At 62.8% G+C, this 17590-nt stretch carries 17 protein-coding genes; 1 reads left to right on the forward strand and 16 read right to left on the reverse strand.

Annotated elements, in window-relative coordinates:
- Positions 1–4: 4 nt before the first annotated feature.
- From nuoN to AC1DXM_RS01405, 16 genes are all read right to left on the reverse strand, one after another.
- Positions 5–1441, reverse strand: a complete 1437-nt coding sequence (gene nuoN, locus AC1DXM_RS01330) for an NADH-quinone oxidoreductase subunit NuoN (protein ID WP_477231408.1) — start codon at positions 1439–1441, stop codon at positions 5–7.
- Positions 1442–1459: 18 nt separating this feature from the next.
- The gene (locus AC1DXM_RS01335; RefSeq protein ID WP_477231409.1) at positions 1460–2965 is read right to left on the reverse strand and encodes an NADH-quinone oxidoreductase subunit M; all 1506 of its coding nucleotides are present in this window, start codon (positions 2963–2965) and stop codon (positions 1460–1462) included.
- Positions 2965–4938 carry an NADH-quinone oxidoreductase subunit L gene (gene nuoL, locus AC1DXM_RS01340; protein WP_477231410.1) on the reverse strand — a complete coding sequence of 658 codons (1974 nt, stop codon included), beginning with the start codon at positions 4936–4938 and terminating at the stop codon, positions 2965–2967. Before nuoL ends, AC1DXM_RS01335 begins: the two co-directional genes overlap by 1 nt.
- A 10-nt stretch (positions 4939–4948) precedes the next feature.
- Entirely contained in the window at positions 4949–5257 is a 309-nt protein-coding gene (gene nuoK / locus AC1DXM_RS01345; RefSeq protein ID WP_023670810.1) for an NADH-quinone oxidoreductase subunit NuoK, read from the reverse strand.
- Position 5258: 1 nt separating this feature from the next.
- Complete coding sequence (locus tag AC1DXM_RS01350; RefSeq protein ID WP_477231411.1) at positions 5259–5879, reverse strand: NADH-quinone oxidoreductase subunit J; 621 nt, start codon at positions 5877–5879, stop codon at positions 5259–5261.
- A 124-nt stretch (positions 5880–6003) separates the two neighbouring features.
- A complete protein-coding gene (nuoI, locus tag AC1DXM_RS01355) occupies positions 6004–6495 on the reverse strand; it encodes an NADH-quinone oxidoreductase subunit NuoI (protein WP_023815530.1) in 492 nt (163 codons plus the stop codon).
- Positions 6495–7538: an NADH-quinone oxidoreductase subunit NuoH gene (nuoH, locus tag AC1DXM_RS01360; RefSeq protein ID WP_477231412.1), complete on the reverse strand. Its 1044-nt coding sequence runs from the start codon at positions 7536–7538 to the stop codon at positions 6495–6497. The genes nuoI and nuoH overlap by 1 nt, the downstream gene beginning before the upstream one ends.
- Before the next feature lie 2 nt (positions 7539–7540).
- The gene (gene nuoG, locus AC1DXM_RS01365) at positions 7541–9622 is read right to left on the reverse strand and encodes an NADH-quinone oxidoreductase subunit NuoG (protein ID WP_477231413.1); all 2082 of its coding nucleotides are present in this window, start codon (positions 9620–9622) and stop codon (positions 7541–7543) included.
- The gene (locus AC1DXM_RS01370) at positions 9622–9903 is read right to left on the reverse strand and encodes a pentapeptide repeat-containing protein (RefSeq protein WP_477231414.1); all 282 of its coding nucleotides are present in this window, start codon (positions 9901–9903) and stop codon (positions 9622–9624) included. The genes nuoG and AC1DXM_RS01370 overlap by 1 nt, the downstream gene beginning before the upstream one ends.
- 9 nt (positions 9904–9912) lie before the next feature.
- Complete coding sequence (locus AC1DXM_RS01375; RefSeq protein ID WP_477231415.1) at positions 9913–10605, reverse strand: NADH-ubiquinone dehydrogenase; 693 nt, start codon at positions 10603–10605, stop codon at positions 9913–9915.
- Between the two features lie 75 nt (positions 10606–10680).
- Positions 10681–11985, reverse strand: coding sequence for an NADH-quinone oxidoreductase subunit NuoF (nuoF, locus tag AC1DXM_RS01380; protein ID WP_192257651.1), 1305 nt, complete (start codon positions 11983–11985; stop codon positions 10681–10683).
- Positions 11986–11996: 11 nt separating this feature from the next.
- On the reverse strand, positions 11997–13283 hold the full coding sequence (locus AC1DXM_RS01385; protein ID WP_477231416.1) for an NADH-quinone oxidoreductase subunit E: 1287 nt from the start codon (positions 13281–13283) through the stop codon (positions 11997–11999).
- Positions 13284–14474: an NADH-quinone oxidoreductase subunit D gene (locus AC1DXM_RS01390; RefSeq protein WP_352559271.1), complete on the reverse strand. Its 1191-nt coding sequence runs from the start codon at positions 14472–14474 to the stop codon at positions 13284–13286.
- A gap of 9 nt (positions 14475–14483) precedes the next feature.
- Entirely contained in the window at positions 14484–15089 is a 606-nt protein-coding gene (locus tag AC1DXM_RS01395) for an NADH-quinone oxidoreductase subunit C (protein WP_477231417.1), read from the reverse strand.
- 4 nt (positions 15090–15093) lie between these two features.
- Positions 15094–15675, reverse strand: coding sequence for a NuoB/complex I 20 kDa subunit family protein (locus tag AC1DXM_RS01400; RefSeq protein WP_023670824.1), 582 nt, complete (start codon positions 15673–15675; stop codon positions 15094–15096).
- Complete coding sequence (locus tag AC1DXM_RS01405; RefSeq protein WP_112565102.1) at positions 15666–16031, reverse strand: NADH-quinone oxidoreductase subunit A; 366 nt, start codon at positions 16029–16031, stop codon at positions 15666–15668. Before AC1DXM_RS01405 ends, AC1DXM_RS01400 begins: the two co-directional genes overlap by 10 nt.
- 329 nt (positions 16032–16360) lie before the next feature.
- Here AC1DXM_RS01405 and AC1DXM_RS01410 point away from each other — a divergent pair, with 329 nt between their 5' ends.
- Complete coding sequence (locus AC1DXM_RS01410; protein ID WP_477231418.1) at positions 16361–17563, forward strand: winged helix-turn-helix domain-containing protein; 1203 nt, start codon at positions 16361–16363, stop codon at positions 17561–17563.
- Positions 17564–17590 lie beyond the last annotated feature (27 nt).

The following is a 17590-nucleotide window of genomic DNA, read 5'->3' on the forward strand; positions in this document are numbered from 1 at the left end:
CCGCTCAGAAAAATGTCTTGGCGGCGGCTTCGGCGTAGGTCGCGATCGGACCGCCGATCAGCACATAGAACAGCACGAAAGCGCCGGAGACGCCGAGCACGAGGCGCAGTTCGCTGGCCATCGGCACGAAGCCGCCCGCCGGTTCGTCGAACCACATGATCTTGATGATGCGCAGATAGTAATAGGCGCCCACCACCGAAGCCAGCACGCCGATGATCGCCAGCGCGTAAAGGTTGGCGTTGATGGCGGCGAGGAAGACGTACCACTTCCCCCAGAAGCCGGCGAGCGGCGGGATGCCGGCCAGCGAGAACATCAGGATGGTCAGGATCGTCGCCATGATCGGGTTGGTCGACGAGAGACCGGCGAGATCGCTGATCTGCTCGACATTGCCTTCCTTGCGCCGCATGGCGAGGATGAAGGCGAAGGTGCCGAGCGTCATCACCAGATAGATCAGCATGTAGATGGCGACGCCGCGCACGCCGGCCTCGCTGTTGGCGGCAAGACCGACCAGCGCGTAGCCCATATGGCCGATCGAGGAATAGGCCATCAGCCGCTTGATGTTGGTCTGGCCGATGGCGGCAAAGGCGCCGAGCGCCATCGAGGCGATCGAGATGAAGACGACGATCTGCTGCCAGTCGGAAGCGATCGGCTTGAAGGCGCCCATGGTGACGCGCACGATCAGCGCCATCGCCGCCATCTTGGGGGCTGCCGCCAGGAAGGCGGTGACCGGCGTCGGCGCGCCCTCATAAACATCCGGCGTCCACATATGGAACGGCACCGCCGAGATCTTGAAGGCGAGACCGGCCAGCACGAAGACCAGGCCGACGACGAGGCCAAGCTGGCGCTCGCCGCTGCCAAGTGCGGAGGCAATTTCCTGGAAGCCGACATTGCCGGTGTAGCCGTAGACCAGGCTGATGCCATAGAGCAGCATGCCCGACGACAGCGCGCCGAGCACGAAGTACTTCAGGCCGGCCTCGGTCGAGCGCAGATTGTCGCGGTTGATCGCCGCCAGCACGTAGATCGCCAGCGATTGCAGTTCGAGGCCGAGATAGAGCCCGATCATGCCGTTGGCCGAAATCATCAGCATCATGCCGAGCGTGCAGAGCAGGATCAGCACGGGATATTCGAACTTGTCGAAATGCTCCTGCTTGGCAAAGCGCATCGACATCACCAGCGTCACCGCCGAACCGATAAGCGACAGCACCTTCATGAAGCGGGAGAAAGGATCCTGGATGAAGGCGTTGCCGTAGGCACTGCCCTGCCCGGTGGAAAGGACCAGCCACAGGCCTGATATCACCAGCACAGCGACGGCAAGGCCGGTCACCAGGTTGACGGTGCTGGCGCGCGAATAGGCGCCGACCATCAACAGCGCCAGCGCGCCGATGGCGAGGATCAGCTCCGGCGTCGAGAGCGAAAGGCTGGAATAAAGGTCCGGCGTCATGGTTCGCAAAACCTCTGGTCAGTTCGCCGCCGCGGTCTGCGCGGCGCCGATGGATGCGGTGACATTGGTGACGAGCGCCTTGACCGACTGGGCCGTGGCATCGAAGACGGGGGCGGGATAGACGCCGAAGAAAATGACCAGCACGACCAGCGGGTAGATGATCGCCTTCTCGCGCGTCGAGAGATCGAGCAGGCCCTTCAGGCTTTCCTTGGTCAGCGCGCCGAAGATCACCCGGCGGTAGAGCCAGAGCGCGTAGGCCGCCGACAGGATGACGCCGGTGGCGGCGAAGAACGCCACCCAGGTGTTGACCTTGAACACGCCGAGCATGGTCAGGAATTCGCCGACGAAGCCTGAGGTGCCAGGCAGGCCGACATTGGCCATGGTGAAGACCATGAACACGGTGGCGTATTTCGGCATGTTGTTGACCAGACCGCCATAGGCGTCGATCTCGCGTGTGTGCATGCGGTCGTAGATGACGCCGACGCACAGGAACAGCGCACCGGACACCAGGCCGTGCGACAGCATCTGGAAGATCGCGCCCTGCACGCCTTCCTGGTTCATGGCAAAAATGCCCATGGTGACGAAGCCCATATGGGCGACCGACGAATAGGCGATCAGCTTCTTCATGTCCTCCTGCATCAGCGCCACCAGCGAGGTGTAGATGATGGCGACGACCGACAGCGTGAACACCAGCGGCGCGAACATCTCCGACGCCAGCGGGAACATCGGCAGCGAGAAACGCAGGAAGCCGTATCCGCCCATTTTGAGCAGGATGGCAGCCAGGATCACCGAGCCCGCCGTCGGCGCCTCGACGTGCGCATCAGGCAGCCAGGTGTGCACCGGCCACATTGGCATCTTCACAGCAAAGGAGGCGAAGAAGGCGAGCCACAGCCATGTCTGCATGCTGGCCGGGAAGTTGTGGGTCAAAAGCGTCGGGATATCGGTGGTGCCGGACTGGAAGAACATCGCCATGATGGCGAGCAGCATCAGCACCGAGCCGGCCAGCGTATAGAGGAAGAACTTGAACGAGGCATAGACGCGCCGCTTGCCGCCCCAGACGCCGATGATGATGAACATCGGGATCAGGCCAGCTTCGAAGAAGACGTAGAAAAGCACGATGTCGAGCGCGCAGAACACGCCGATCATCAGCGTTTCCAGGAGCAGGAAGGCGACCATGTAGGCCTTGACGCGCTTGTCGATCGCTTCCCACGACGCCAGGATGCAGAGCGGCATCAGGAACGTCGTCAGGATGACGAACAGCATCGAAATGCCGTCGACGCCCATATGGTAGGAAATGCCGGAATCCAGCCAAGCAAACTTCTCGACGAACTGGAAGCCGGCCTGCGAATTGTCGAAGCCGGTCCAGATGAACAGCGAGATGATGAAGGTGGCCGCCGTTGTTGTGAACGCGATGGCGCGGATGTTGCGGCGTGCGTTTTCGCTGTCGTCCCGGATGAACAGGATCAGCAGCACACCAACCAGCGGCAGGAAGGTGACCAGCGAGAGGATTGGCCAGGCGGTCATCAGAGCATCATCCAGGTGACGAGTGCCGCCACGCCGATCAGCATGGCGAAGGCGTAGTGATAGAGGTAGCCGGTCTGCAGCTTGACGACGCGGTTGGTGACGTCGACGACGCGCGCCGAAACGCCGTCCGGCCCGAGCCCGTCAATGATGGTGCCGTCGCCGGTCTTCCACAGGAACCGGCCGAGGGCCTTTGCCGGGCGCACGAACAGGACGTCGTAGAGCTCGTCGAAATACCACTTGTTGAGCAGGAAGGCGTAGAGCAGGCGATGGTTGGCGGCGACACTGCGGGGAAGTTCCGGCGAGCGTATGTAGAATTTCCAGGCGACGGCAAAGCCGATGACCATGGCGACGAACGGCGCCAGTTCGACCCACAGCGGCAATTCGTGGATGTCGTGCAGGATGTGGTTGTCCGGCAGCGTGAACAGCGACGCCTTCCAGAACTCGGCATAGCCCTCGCCGATGAAGGCGCCATGGAAGATGATGCCGGCAAACAGCGCGCCCGCGGCCAGGATGAACAGCGGCACCAGCATCACCGGCGGCGATTCATGAACATGGTGCATGACGTCGTGGCTCGCCCGCGGCTCGCCGTGGAAGGTCATGAAGATCAGCCGCCAAGAGTAGAACGAGGTGAAGCAGGCGGCGATGACCAGCAGGATGAAGGCAATGCCGGCAACCGAATTGTGCCCGGCAAAGGCAGCCTCGATGATGGCATCCTTGGAGAAGAAACCGGCGGTGCCGATGACGGTCACCGGAATGCCGACGCCGGTCAGCGCCAGCGTGCCGATCACCATCATCCAGTAGGTCTTCGGAATGAGCTTCCTGAGGCCACCCATCTTGCGCATGTCCTGCTCGTCGGAGACGGCATGGATGACCGAGCCCGAACCGAGGAACAGTAGCGCCTTGAAGAAGGCGTGCGTGAACAGATGGAAGATGGCGGCGCCATAGGCGCCGACGCCAAGCGCGACGAACATGTAGCCGAGCTGCGAGCAGGTCGAATAGGCGATGACGCGCTTGATGTCGTTCTGGACCAGGCCAACGGTCGCCGCGAAGAAGGCGGTGAAGGCGCCGATGAAGGTCACCACCGTCAGCGCCGAATGCGACAGCTCGAACAGCGGCGACAGGCGCGCCAGCATGAACACGCCGGCGGTGACCATGGTGGCGGCATGGATGAGCGCGGAGACCGGCGTCGGACCTTCCATGGCGTCCGGCAGCCAGGTGTGCAGCGGCACCTGCGCCGACTTGCCCATGGCGCCCATGAACAGCAGCAGACAGACGATGGTCATGGCCGAGTGCTTGTCGAGCGCATAGCCAAGGAAGGTGAGCACGGCAGCACCGTGCTCGGCGCCTTCGGCCGGAATGAACGTCGCGGCATTGGCAAAGATGGTGCCGAGATTGACCGAGCCGAACAGCACGAAGACGCCGAAAATGCCGAGCGCGAAGCCGAAATCGCCGACGCGGTTAACGACGAAGGCTTTGATGGCCGCGGCATTGGCCGACGGCTTCTTGTACCAGAAGCCGATCAGCAGATAGGAGGCGAGACCGACACCCTCCCAGCCAAAGAACATCTGCACCAGATTGTCGGCCGTCACCAGCATCAGCATGGCGAAGGTAAACAGCGACAGATAGGCAAAGAAGCGCGGCCGGTCCGGGTCGTGGTGCATGTAGCCGATCGAATAGATGTGAACCAGCGCCGACACCGTGTTGACCACCACCAGCATGACCACGGTCAGCGTGTCGATCCTGAGCGCCCATGACGCGTCGAGCCCGCCCGACTGGATCCAGCGCAGCACCGGCACAGTGAACACCTCGCCCTCGCCGAAGCCGACGGAGAAGAAGGCGACCCAGGACAGCACGGCCGAAATCACCAGGAAGCCAGAGGTGATGTATTCCGATGCCTTGGCGCCGAGCGAATTGCCGAACAGGCCGACAATCAGGAAGCCCAGCAGCGGAAGGAAGACGATCGCTTGATACATAACTGCCTCGTCAACCCTTCATCTGGTTCACGTCTTCGACCGCGATCGAGCCGCGGTTGCGGAAGAAGACGACAAGAATGGCAAGACCGATGGCCGCTTCAGCGGCCGCGACCGTCAGCACGAACAGCGCAAACACTTGTCCGACGAGATCGCCGAGTGCGGCCGAGAAGGCGACGAAATTGATGTTGACCGCCAAAAGGATCAGCTCGATTGACATCAGGATGACGATGATGTTGCGGCGGTTCAGGAAGATGCCGAACACGCCGAGCGTGAACAGGATCGCCGATACGGTGAGGTAATGTGCGATGCCGACGACCATCTCAGAGCCCCTCGCCCGACTTGACCTTGCGGATTTCCATGCCCGTCGCCGGCGTTCGACCAACCTGGGCTGCGATCGACTGCCGCTTGATCCCTTCCTTGTGGCGCAGCGTCAAGACGATCGCGCCGATCATGGCGACCAGCAGGATGAGGCCCGAAATCTGGAAGTAGTAGAGGTAGTCCGTATAGAGGATGTCGCCGAGCGCGGCCGTGTTGGTCCGCGCGGCAAGATCCGGGGTCGGCATTGACACCGTCGACGCCAGCTGCGGCGCGAATGTGTAACCGCCGAGCACGACGATCAGCTCCGCCGCCAGGATCAGCCCGACCATCGCGCCGATCGGCGCATATTGCAGAGCGCCCTCCTTCATCTCAGCGAAGTCGACATCGAGCATCATGACGACGAACAGGAACAGCACCATGACGGCGCCGACATAGACGACAAGCAGGATCATCGCCAGGAACTCGGCGCCGGTCAGCATGAACAGGCCGGCGGCGTTGAAGAAGGTCAGGATCAGGAACAGCACGGAATGCACGGGGTTACGCGACGAAATGACCATGAAGGCCGACGCCACCGCGACAAAGGCGAAGAGGTAGAAAAAGGCCGCCTCTAGTCCACTCAGCATTGGGGATCCCCCGGGTTTCTGTCCGAAACAGGACATCCGTCCTGTTCGATGTTTGCGACCGCCTCCGGCCGGCAAGTTGCGTTGTCCTTAGACGAGGCCCCTCGCCCCGTCCATGCGTCAAATGTCAGCGGTAGGGCGAGTCCAGCGAGATGTTGCGTGCCAGTTCGCGCTCCCATCGGTCGCCATTCGCCAGCAGCCTGTCCTTGTCGTAGTAAAGCTCCTCGCGCGTCTCCGTCGCGAACTCGAAATTCGGCCCCTCGACGATGGCGTCGACCGGGCAGGCTTCCTGGCAGAAGCCGCAATAGATGCACTTCACCATGTCGATGTCGTAGCGCACGGTGCGGCGCGTGCCGTCATTGCGGCGCGGGCCGGCCTCGATGGTGATCGCCTGCGCCGGGCAGATCGCTTCGCACAGCTTGCAGGCAATGCAGCGTTCCTCGCCATTGGGATAGCGGCGCAGCGCATGCTCGCCCCGGAAGCGCGGGCTGATCGGCCCCTTCTCATGCGGATAGTTGATCGTCTCCTTCGGCGCGAAGAATTGGCGCATCGACAGGAAGAAGGCGCTGACGAAATCCTGCAGCAGCAGCGATTTGGCGGCTTGGCCAAGAGCGGACATCACGCAAACCCCGTGATCTTGAGGAAGGCAGCGACGATTACCACCATCGCCAGCGAGATCGGCAGGAAGACTTTCCAGCCGAGCCGCATCAACTGATCGTAGCGGTAGCGCGGCACGAAAGCCTTCACCATCGAGAACATGAAGAACATCAGGCAGATCTTGAGCACGAACCAGATCACGCCGGGCACCCAGGTGAAGGGTGCGAAGTCGAAGGGAGGCAGCCAGCCGCCGAGGAACAGGATGGTGGCCAGCGCGCACATCAGCACCACGGCGACATATTCGCCGAGGAAGAACAGCAGGAACGGCGTCGACGAATATTCGACCATATGGCCGGCGACGAGTTCGGACTCGGCTTCCACCAGATCGAAGGGCGGGCGATTCGTCTCGGCCAGCGCCGAGATGAAAAAGATGACGAACATCGGGAACAGCGCCAGCCAGTGCCAGTCGAGGAAGCTGTTGGGCAGGCCAAGCTTGGTGCCCAGCCCGTCCTGCTGCGACATCACGATGTCCGACAGGTTGAGCGAGCCGACGCAAAGCAGCACGGTGACGATGACGAAGCCGATCGAGACTTCGTAGGACACCATCTGCGCCGCCGAGCGCAGCGCGCCGAGGAACGGGTATTTCGAGTTCGATGCCCAGCCGCCCATGATCACGCCATAGACCTCGAGCGAGGAGATGGCGAAGACGTAGAGGATGCCGACATTGACGTTGGCGATCGCCCAGCCGGCGTTGACGGGAATGACCGCCCAGGCCGAGATCGCCAGCACCGCCGACACCAGCGGCGCCAGCAGGAACACGCCCTTGTTGGCGCCGGACGGAATGACCGGCTCCTTGAAGACGAATTTCAACAGATCGGCGAAGGCCTGCAGCGTGCCCCAGGGGCCGACGACGTTCGGGCCGCGGCGCAGTTGCACCGCCGCCCAGATCTTGCGGTCGGCGTAAAGCAGATAGGCGACCCCGATCAGCAAAACGACGATGAGGAACATCGACTCGGCCACAATCCAGAGCGCCGGCACCACATAGAGGAAGAAGAACGTGTCCATGCTTATTCCGCCGCCTGCCTGAAGCCGTTTTTCGCCAGCGCAGAGCACTCAGCCATGACGGCCGACGCCCGCGCGATCGGGTTGGTCAGATAGAAGTCCGTGACCGGCGAGGTGAAAGTGCCCTTGTTCAGCCGCCCGCCGAGCTTCGCCACCTCGGCGATGTCGTCGGCGTTGCCGGCCTCGACATGATCGATGCGGGCGAGATGCGGGTATTCGCCATAGAGCTTGGCGCGCAGCTGCTGCAGCGAATCAAACGGCAGCTTCTTGCCGAGCACATCCGACAGCGCCCTGAGAATCGCCCAGTCCTCGCGCGCATCGCCCGGCGCGAAGCCGGCGCGGTTGGTCTGCTGCACGCGTCCCTCGGTGTTGACATAGGTGCCCGACTTTTCGGTGTAGGCGGCGCCCGGCAGGATGACATTGGCGCGGTGCGCGCCGGCATCGCCATGGGTGCCGACATAGACGACGAAGGCGCCACCGGTCTTTGACATGTCGATCTCGTCGGCGCCAAGCAGGAACAGCACATCGCTCTCGCCGAGCATGCCGGCGACATTCTTGCCGCCCTCGCCCGGCACGAAGCCGACATCGAGGCCGCCGACGCGGGCGGCCGCATTGTGCAGCACGGCAAAGCCGTTCCAGTCGGCGCGGGCAGCGTTGACGGCAGCGGCGAGCTTCGCCGCCTGGCCGAGCACCGCCGCGCCATCGGCGCGCGACAGTGCGCCCTGGCCGACAATGATCAGCGGATGCGTCGCCTTCTTCAGCAGCTGGAAGAACTTGCCATTGCCGTCGGCCAAATCCTTCAGCGATTCCGGACCGGCGCCGAGCTGTTCGTAATCGTAGCGTGTGTCGCCGACCTCGCCGATGACGCCTACCGGCAGATTGCCGATGCGCCAGCGCTTGCGGATGCGGGCGTTGAGCACCGAGGCTTCGAAGCGCGGATTGGCGCCGATGATCAGCACCGCGTCGGCCTGCTCGATGCCCTCGATGGTCGGATTGAAGATATAGCTGGCGCGGCCAAGCGCCGGATCAAGTGCGGCGCCATCCTGGCGGCAGTCGATGTTCTTGGAGCCCAGCGCAGCCATCAGCTGCTTCAGCGCGTAGATTTCCTCAACCGCCGCGAGATCGCCGGCAATGGCGCCGATCTTCTCCGGCGCAGCCTTCGACACCGCATCCTTGATCGCCGCGAAGGCCTCGGCCCAGCTGGCGGGCGCCAACTTGCCGTCCTTGCGCACATAGGGGCGGTCGAGGCGCTGCGTGCGCAGCCCATCCCAGATGAAACGGGTCTTGTCGGAAATCCACTCCTCGTTCACCGCTTCGTTGACGCGCGGCAGGATGCGCATCACTTCGCGGCCGCGGCTATCGACGCGGATTGCCGAGCCGACGGCGTCCATCACGTCGATGGATTCGGTCTTGGTCAGCTCCCACGGCCGCGCCTGGAAGGCGAAAGGCTTCGAGGTCAGCGCGCCGACCGGGCAGAGATCGATGACATTGCCCTGCAGTTCCGAGGTCATCGCGCTTTCGAGATAGGTGGTGATCTCGGCGTCCTCGCCGCGGCCGATCAGGCCGAGCTCGGAAATGCCGGCGACTTCCGTGGTGAAGCGGACACAGCGCGTGCAGTGGATGCAGCGGTTCATCACCGTCTTGACCAGCGGCCCGATATACTTGTCTTCGACCGCGCGCTTGTTCTCGTGATAGCGCGAGGAATCGACGCCGAAGGCCATCGCCTGGTCCTGCAGGTCGCATTCGCCACCCTGGTCGCAGATCGGGCAATCCAGCGGATGGTTGATCAGCAGGAATTCCATCACGCCTTCCCGGGCCTTCTTGACCATGGGCGTGTTGGTGAAGATCTCCGGCGGCTCGCCATTCGGGCCCGGGCGCAGGTCGCGCACACCCATGGCGCAGGAGGCCTGCGGCTTGGGCGGCCCGCCCTTCACCTCGATCAGGCACATGCGGCAATTGCCGGCGATCGACAGCCGCTCATGGAAGCAGAAGCGCGGCACTTCCGCGCCAGCGTCCTCTGCCGCCTGCAGCAGCGTGTAGTGGTCGGGTACAGTGATCTCTTTCCCGTCGACCTTGAGCTTTGCCATCAATTGCCCCCGGCGGTCTGCGCCGTCTCATATGCCTGAAACAGATCGCTCAGCCTGATGCCATTGATCATCATGCCGGCGACTTCAGCGTTTTCTATCTTCAAATTGCTCATATTCACGTCGGTGAAAGACGCGTTCGAAAGATCCGCATCTTCCACCAGGGCCGCCGACAGGTTGACGTTGCGAAACTGCGTGTTCGACAGGTTCACATCGTCAAATCTGGAGTTGCTGACGATGGCATTGCGCACATCGAGAACATCGCTCCTGTCGTGGACATCCATGCCTGCCCCCTACCTCTTCGCCTTGGCGGCGAGCGTCAGCGCCGCCGCCTGGCGGGTCCACTCGTCGCGGCCGACGCGGCCCTTGAGCGATAGGTAATCCTCGATCCAGGCGATTTCTTCCGGCGTCCATGCGGCGATCTGGGCAAAGGTCCAGATGCCGAGGCCGTTCAGCACCTTTTCCAGCTTCGGCCCGACGCCCGCTATCGCCTTGAGATCAGACGGCTTGGACGGGCGCGCAATGGTCTTGGGCTGCCTGAAATCCTCCGGCATCAACCCGGTCGTCGCGCCTTCGGCGACCGGATCCGCCTTCTCCGGCTCGGCATCGACGGTGCTGGCGGCAATATCGGTCACGTCCTGGGCAAAAGTCTGCGCCTCGGCGATCAGGGTCTTGGTCGCCGCGCGCGCCTTGGTGGCGGGGACGGTCTCCGTATAACGCTCGGCGCGCTGCTCGAAATCGTCGATGATCGGCTGGAAAATCCGCTGTGATGTCTCGAAAGCACCCGACCATGCGCCGAGCCAGACGCCAAAGGCATGGTTGGCAAGGCCGAAGCCAAGCGCCGACATGGCAGCGGCACCGGCCACAGGATGCGCGAGAAGGTTGACGGCGCTGGCCATCTCCTTCGGCATCATTCTGGTCAGGTCGCGGTTCATTTTCTCAAGTTCATCCAATTTGGGCATCAAAGGGTTCGAATACGGCGCCATAGAAATCTCCTGGTCGTTTCTTCGTCTGCCCCGCCCCGATATGTCAGTCCCGGGCTTCACGCCCGTATTTCAAATCTATTCCGCCGCTACCATCACCGGCTCGGCCCGGTGCGCGTTGCGCGAAAACTCGTCGATGCGCCGCTCCACCTCGCCGCGGAAATGCCGCATCAAGCCCTGGATCGGCCATGCCGCCGCATCGCCCAGCGCGCAGATCGTATGGCCTTCCACCTGCTTGGTCACGTCGAGCAGCATGTCGATCTCGCGCTTCTGCGCCTCGCCGCGCACCAGCCGCTCCATCACCCGCCACATCCAGCCGGTGCCTTCGCGGCACGGCGTACACTGGCCGCAGCTCTCATGCTTGTAGAAATAGGAAAGCCTGGCGATCGCCTTCACGATATCGGTGGACTTGTCCATGACGATGACAGCCGCCGTGCCGAGGCCGGATTTGAGGTCGCGCAGCGCGTCGAAATCCATCGGCGCATCGATGATCTGCTCAGCCGGCACCAGCGGCACCGAAGCGCCGCCCGGAATGACCGCAAGCAGATTGTCCCAGCCGCCGCGAATGCCGCCGCAATGCGTCTCGATCAGCTCGCGGAACGGGATCGACATCGCCTCTTCGACGGTGCACGGGTTGTTGACGTGGCCCGAGATGCAAAACAGCTTGGTGCCGACATTGTTGGGCCGGCCGAAGGACGAGAACCAGGCGGCTCCCCGGCGCAGAATGGTCGGCGCCACCGCGATCGACTCGACATTGTTCACGGTTGTCGGACAACCGTACAAGCCAACATTGGCCGGGAATGGCGGCTTCAGCCGCGGCTGACCCTTCTTGCCCTCGAGGCTTTCGAGCAGCGCTGTTTCTTCGCCGCAGATATAGGCGCCGGCGCCATGGTGCATGTAGATGTCGAAATCATAGCCCGACGTGTTGTTCTTGCCGATCAGCTTGGCCTCATAGGCCTCGTCGATGGCGCGCTGCAACGCCTCGCGCTCCCTGACGAACTCGCCGCGCACATAGATGTAGGCGGCGACCGCGCCCATGGCGAAGCCGGCGATGAACGAGCCCTCGACCAGCGTGTGCGGATCGTTGCGCAGTATATCGCGGTCCTTGCAGGTACCGGGCTCGGATTCGTCGGCGTTGACAACGAGGTAGCTCGGCCTTCCGTCGCTCTGCTTGGGCATGAACGACCATTTCAGCCCGGTCGGGAAGCCGGCGCCGCCGCGGCCGCGCAGGCCCGACGCCTTCATCTCATTGACGATCCATTCGCGCCCCTTGGCGATGATGCCGGGCGTGTTGTCCCAGGCCCCGCGCGCCATGGCGCCGGCCAGCGACTTGTCGAAGAGGCCGTAGATGTTGTTGAAGATGCGGTCTTTATCCTGAAGCATTTTTTCTATCCTCAGACCGGCTTCTTGCCGAAGACGCGGATGTATTCGGCGACGCCGCCCTTGGCGAGCGCCTTGGCTTGGCCGACCCAGTCGTCGCGGTCGATGCGGCCGTGGAAGGACAGATAGCCGTCCACCCATTCGCGCTCGGCCTTCTTCCAGGAAGCGACCTGCGTGAAGGTGAAGATACCCAGCGAATGCAGCGTGGTCTCGATCTTCGGGCCGACACCCGAGATCAGCTTGAGATCGTCGACCGCAGCCGGCCTGTCGATGCCGGCCGGGCGGTTCTTGTCGTCGAGCGACGGTTTTACCGGCCTGGCTGCTGGAATCTTGACTTCCGGTGCCTTGAAGGCAGCCGCGGGCTCGGCTTTGTTCCTGGGGCCGCTACGCTGTTTCGAGACCTCCTCGACTTCCGGCGCAGCCAGATTGGCATTGGCAGCCGAATGCAACGGTGCAGCAACGCTCGCTGCTTTTTCCACCTCGGGCGCGACCTTGACCGGCGATGGCGACTTCAAAGCCGGACTGGTCTCCGGAGCATCGGTCTTTGGCTTGCCGGCCTTGGACGGCGCAACCGGCGCTGCGGCCGGCGCCTGCGAAACCGTAGCGGCCGGCGCAACTGCGGCTGGCGCCGCTTTGGCAGCCTTGGTCGCGGCTTTGGCTTCCTTGTCGCGCGTCGCCTTGAGGATGGCTTTTTCGCTCTTCAGCGTCGTCAGGCCGGGGGCCGGCTCCGAGCCGGTACGGCCGTTCTGCGGTCCCGTGGGAACCGTGGCACCCTTGCCCGCATCGTAGAGATCGATGATTTCGGCCAGCCGTTCCGGCGTCAGATCCTCGAACGTGTCCTTGAACACCATGACCATCGGCGCGTTGACGCAGGCGCCGAGGCATTCGACCTCTTCCCACGACAGCGTGCCCTTGTCGTTGGTGTGGAACTGGTCGTGGTGGATTTTGGAGCGGCACACATCCATCAGCGCTTCCGAGCCGCGCAGCATGCAGGGCGTGGTGCCGCAGACCTGGATATGGGCACGAGTGCCGACCGGGCTCAGCTGGTATTGCGTGTAGAAGGTCGCGACCTCGAGCCCGCGGATGCGCGGCATGCCGAGCATGTCGGAAATCGTCTCGATCGCCGCCTTGGTGACCCAGCCTTCCTGCTCCTGCGCGATCATCAGCAAGGGAATGATCGCCGATTGCTCGCGGCCCTTCGGATATTTCTTGATCCATTGCTTGGCCGCCGCCGCATTCGCCCGGTTGAAGGCGAAGGAGGCTGGCTGGACGCTGGCTTCTGCGAGACGGCGGACTGACATTTAGCGATCGACCTCACCAAACACGATGTCGAGGGAGCCGAGAACGGCGGTAACGTCGGCCAGCATGTGGCCGCGGCAGAGGAAATCCATGGCTTGCAGATGCGCGAAACCGGGGGCGCGCAGCTTGCAGCGGTAGGGCTTGTTGGTGCCGTCGGAGACGAGATAGACGCCGAACTCGCCCTTCGGCGCCTCGACGGCCGCATAGACCTCGCCGGCCGGCACGCGATAGCCTTCGGTGTACAATTTGAAGTGGTGGATCAGCGCTTCCATTGAGCGCTTCATCGCCTGGCGCTTGGGCGGCACCACCTTGCCGTCGAGATTCGACACCGGGCCGGTGCTTTCCTTGCCGAGCAAGAGGTCGACGCACTGGCGCATGATCTTCGCCGACTGGCGCATTTCTTCCATGCGCACGAGATAACGGTCGTAACAGTCGCCATTCTTGCCGATCGGAATGTCGAAATCCATCTCGGAATAGCATTCATAGGGCTGCGACTTGCGCAGGTCCCAGGCTGCACCCGAGCCGCGCACCATGACGCCCGAAAAGCCCCAGGCCCAGGCATCGGCCAGCGACACAGTGCCGATATCGACATTGCGCTGCTTGAAGATGCGGTTGCCGGTAAGCAGTCTGTCGAGATCGTCAAGCGACTTCAGGAACGGATCGATCCACTTGCCGATATCCTCGACCAGCTTCGCCGGCAAATCCTGGTGCACGCCGCCGGGGCGGAAATAGGCCGCGTGCATGCGCGAGCCGGAGGCTCGCTCATAAAAGACCATCAGCTTCTCGCGCTCGACGAAGCCCCAAAGCGGCGGCGTCAGCGCGCCGATATCGAGCGCTTGTGTCGTCACATTGAGGATGTGCGACATGATGCGGCCGATCTCGCAATAGAGCACGCGGATCAGCTGCCCGCGCTTCGGCACCTCGATGCCGAGCAGCCGCTCGGCGGCGAGCGCGAAAGCATGCTCCTGGTTCATCGGCGCGCAATAGTCGAGCCGGTCGAGATAGGGCACCGCCTGCAGATAGGTCTTGTGCTCGATCAGCTTTTCGGTGCCGCGATGCAACAAGCCGATATGCGGATCGACGCGATCGACCACTTCGCCGTCCAGCTCAAGCACCAACCTCAAAACACCATGCGCCGCAGGGTGTTGAGGTCCAAAGTTGATGTTAAAATTGCGGACGGAGGTTTCGGCCATTCTGGCGCCTCAATTCGTCTTGGCTTTTTCGTCCCCGGGCAGCATGTAGTCGGTGCCTTCCCACGGGGAGAGAAAATCGAAATTGCGGAATTCCTGCTTCAACTCCACCGGCTCGTAGATGACGCGCTTGGCTTCGTCGTCGTAGCGGACTTCGACAAAACCGGTCAGCGGGAAATCCTTGCGCAGCGGGTGGCCCTCGAAGCCGTAATCCGTGAGGATGCGGCGCAGGTCCGGATGGCCCGAGAACAGCACACCATAGAGATCGTAGGTCTCGCGCTCATACCAGTCGGCGCCGGGATAAACTGATGTCAGCGACGGCACCAGCGTCTCTTCGTCGGCCTGGACCTTGATGCGGATGCGCAAATTCTGCTTCGGCGACAACAAGTGATAGACGACGTCGAAGCGCTTGGCCCGCGACGGATAGTCGGCGCCGCAGACATCGATGATCGAGATGAACTGGCAGCCCGCATCGTCGCGCAGGAAGGTCGCCACGTCGATCAGGTCGCCGGGCTCTACGGAAATGCCAAGCTCGCCATAGGCCAGCACCGCGTCTTTGACGCGGCCCGGCAGCTTTTCGCCGAGATAGGTCGACAGTTCGCTCAGGGATGCGGCCATGGATTTACCGTTCGATCGTGCCGGTGCGGCGGATCTTCTTCTGCAAGAGAAGAATGCCGTAGAGCAGCGCTTCGGCGCTTGGCGGGCAGCCGGGCACATAGATGTCGACCGGCACGATGCGGTCGCAGCCGCGCACCACCGAATAGGAATAGTGGTAGTAGCCGCCGCCATTGGCGCAGGAGCCCATCGAGATGACGTAGCGCGGCTCCGGCATCTGGTCGTAGACCTTGCGCAGCGCCGGGGCCATCTTGTTGGTCAGCGTTCCCGCCACGATCATGATGTCGGACTGGCGCGGCGAGGCGCGCGGCGCAACACCAAACCGCTCCGAATCATAGCGCGGCATCGAGGTGTGGATCATCTCGACGGCGCAGCAGGCCAGACCGAAGGTCATGAACATCAGCGAGCCGCTGCGCGCCCAGGTGATCAACGCCTCGGTCGAGGTGACCAGAAACCCCTTGTCGGCGAGTTCATTGTTGATCTCCAGGAAGAACGGATCGTCAGAACCGACCGGACGTCCGGTATTGGGGTCGATCAGGCCCTTGGGCTTCGGCGCGACGAGCGTACCGGAACTGTCGTTCAATCCCATTCCAGCGCTCCTTTTTTCCATTCATAGGCAAAGCCGATGGTCAGCACCGCCAAAAACACCATCATCGACCAGAAACCGAGCATGCCGATCTTCGAGAACGACACCGCCCACGGGAACAGGAAGGCCACTTCCAGGTCGAAGATGATGAACAGGATCGACACCAGGTAGAAGCGGATGTCGAATTTCATGCGGGCATCGTCGAAAGAGTTGAAGCCGCACTCATAGGCGGAAAGCTTTTCCGGATCGGGACTGCGGTAGGCCACCAGGAACGGCGCTATGATAAGCGCCAGGCCGACGACCGCCGCCACGGCGATGAAGAGGACGATGGGCAGGTACGAACTGAGCAGTGCGTTCATGCTGCGGCTTTCCGTTGGCGGCCAATCCACGTTGATTACAGCAACCAACCCTAATGCGGAAGCGTGACAGTTTAACCGCTGAACCGTTTTAGGTGCCTATGCTGCAACGCGGCGAGGGTTAGCGCAGGGCTTTGAGCGAAGCAAGTCAAACCTTGTTCAAAACGCAGTGCTGGACGGCAGGTCGGGAAAAACTGGTCCGATCCCCTCCTGTTTGATTTCCTTCATTTTTTACTCCACTTTTGTCTCCTGACATATCTCCCGCCATTTGCCTGCTAGCATGGTCGGAATCACCGGTTAAAAATCGGGCAAATGGATCGAGGCAAGACACTTTGACGAAGAACAAAATCTCACTTGCGACGGCCAGGCGGATTGCGCTCGCCGCGCAGGGTTTTACCGATCCCCGACCGGGCGGCACACCCGACCGCCGCCACCTCGCCCGCGTGCTCTCGCGCACCGGCCTGCTGCAGATCGATTCCGTCAGCGCCGTGGTGCGCGCCCACTATATGCCGCTCTATTCGCGCCTTGGCCCCTACCCGCTGGCCCTGCTCGACAATGCCGCCGTCACCCGCAAACGCACGGTGTTCGAATATTGGGCGCATGAGGCCTCGTTCCTGCCGGTCGAGACCTGGCCGCTGATGCGCTGGCGCATGCAGCGCGCCGAGAGGGGCGACGAAATGTATCTGGGCCTCGCCAAATGGGGCCGTGAGCATGCCGCCTATATCGAAGAGATCTACCGCGCGGTGGCGGATCGCGGCCCGATCGCCGCTTCGGCACTGGAAGGCCAGAAGGGTTCGGGCGGCTGGTGGGGCTGGAGCCATGCCAAGCATGCCTTCGAGTGGCTGTTCTGGGCCGGCCGCATCACCACGGCGCACCGCCGCGGCTTCGAGCGCTTCTACGACCTGCCCGAGCGCGTGCTGCCGCAGGCGATCCTCGATCTGCCGGTGCCGGCCGCCGAGGACGCGCATCGCGAATTGCTGCGCATTTCCGCCCGCGCCCACGGCATCGCGACATCTGGCGATTTGCGCGACTATTTCCGCCTGTCGCCGGCCGACATGAAGGGACAGCTAGAGGAACTGGTGGAGTTGGGCGAACTGCTGCCGGTGCGCGTCGAAGGCTGGGACAAGCCGGCTTACCTCCACAAGGACGCCCGCTTGCCGCGAAAGATCGAGGCGCGCGCCCTGCTGGCGCCGTTCGACCCCGTCGTCTTCGAGCGGTCGCGCAGCGAGCGGCTGTTCGATTTCCACTACCGCATCGAGATCTACACCCCCGCCGAAAAGCGGCAATACGGCTATTACGTCCTGCCCTTCCTGCTCGGAGACCGGATCGTGGGGCGCGTCGACCTCAAAGCCGACCGTCCCGCCAGCGTGCTGCGCGTCCACGCGGCTTATGCCGAACCCAAAGCGCCACCTGAGACCGCCGCACAACTCTTCGAGGAATTGAAGCAGATGCAGGGCTGGCTTGGCCTCGAGCGCATGGAAGTGACGCCCGCCGGCGATTTGGCGCAGCCTTTGGCCGACATCGCCATGTCGTAGCCGTGCGTTGACACCGCCGCCCGCAAA

The organism is Mesorhizobium sp. P3_A2, assembly GCF_056403115.1.

Excerpts from the sequence above, each read along its gene's own strand:
- nuoG (WP_477231413.1), bottom strand. The coding sequence starts at position 9,622 with ATGGCAAAGCTCAAGGTCGACGGGAAAGAGATCACTGTACCCGACCAC.
- AC1DXM_RS01350 (WP_477231411.1), bottom strand. The coding sequence starts at position 5,879 with ATGCTGAGTGGACTAGAGGCGGCCTTTTTCTACCTCTTCGCCTTTGTC.
- AC1DXM_RS01370 (WP_477231414.1), bottom strand. The coding sequence starts at position 9,903 with ATGGATGTCCACGACAGGAGCGATGTTCTCGATGTGCGCAATGCCATC.
- AC1DXM_RS01395 (WP_477231417.1), bottom strand. The coding sequence starts at position 15,089 with ATGGCCGCATCCCTGAGCGAACTGTCGACCTATCTCGGCGAAAAGCTG.
- AC1DXM_RS01375 (WP_477231415.1), bottom strand. The coding sequence starts at position 10,605 with ATGGCGCCGTATTCGAACCCTTTGATGCCCAAATTGGATGAACTTGAG.
- AC1DXM_RS01390 (WP_352559271.1), bottom strand. The coding sequence starts at position 14,474 with ATGGCCGAAACCTCCGTCCGCAATTTTAACATCAACTTTGGACCTCAA.
- AC1DXM_RS01400 (WP_023670824.1), bottom strand. The coding sequence starts at position 15,675 with ATGGGATTGAACGACAGTTCCGGTACGCTCGTCGCGCCGAAGCCCAAG.
- nuoF (WP_192257651.1), bottom strand. The coding sequence starts at position 11,985 with ATGCTTCAGGATAAAGACCGCATCTTCAACAACATCTACGGCCTCTTC.
- nuoK (WP_023670810.1), bottom strand. The coding sequence starts at position 5,257 with ATGGTCGTCGGCATCGCACATTACCTCACCGTATCGGCGATCCTGTTC.
- nuoI (WP_023815530.1), bottom strand. The coding sequence starts at position 6,495 with ATGTCCGCTCTTGGCCAAGCCGCCAAATCGCTGCTGCTGCAGGATTTC.
- AC1DXM_RS01385 (WP_477231416.1), bottom strand. The coding sequence starts at position 13,283 with ATGTCAGTCCGCCGTCTCGCAGAAGCCAGCGTCCAGCCAGCCTCCTTC.
- AC1DXM_RS01335 (WP_477231409.1), bottom strand. The coding sequence starts at position 2,965 with ATGACCGCCTGGCCAATCCTCTCGCTGGTCACCTTCCTGCCGCTGGTT.
- AC1DXM_RS01405 (WP_112565102.1), bottom strand. The coding sequence starts at position 16,031 with ATGAACGCACTGCTCAGTTCGTACCTGCCCATCGTCCTCTTCATCGCC.
- nuoH (WP_477231412.1), bottom strand. The coding sequence starts at position 7,538 with ATGGACACGTTCTTCTTCCTCTATGTGGTGCCGGCGCTCTGGATTGTG.
- nuoN (WP_477231408.1), bottom strand. The coding sequence starts at position 1,441 with ATGACGCCGGACCTTTATTCCAGCCTTTCGCTCTCGACGCCGGAGCTG.
- nuoL (WP_477231410.1), bottom strand. The coding sequence starts at position 4,938 with ATGTATCAAGCGATCGTCTTCCTTCCGCTGCTGGGCTTCCTGATTGTC.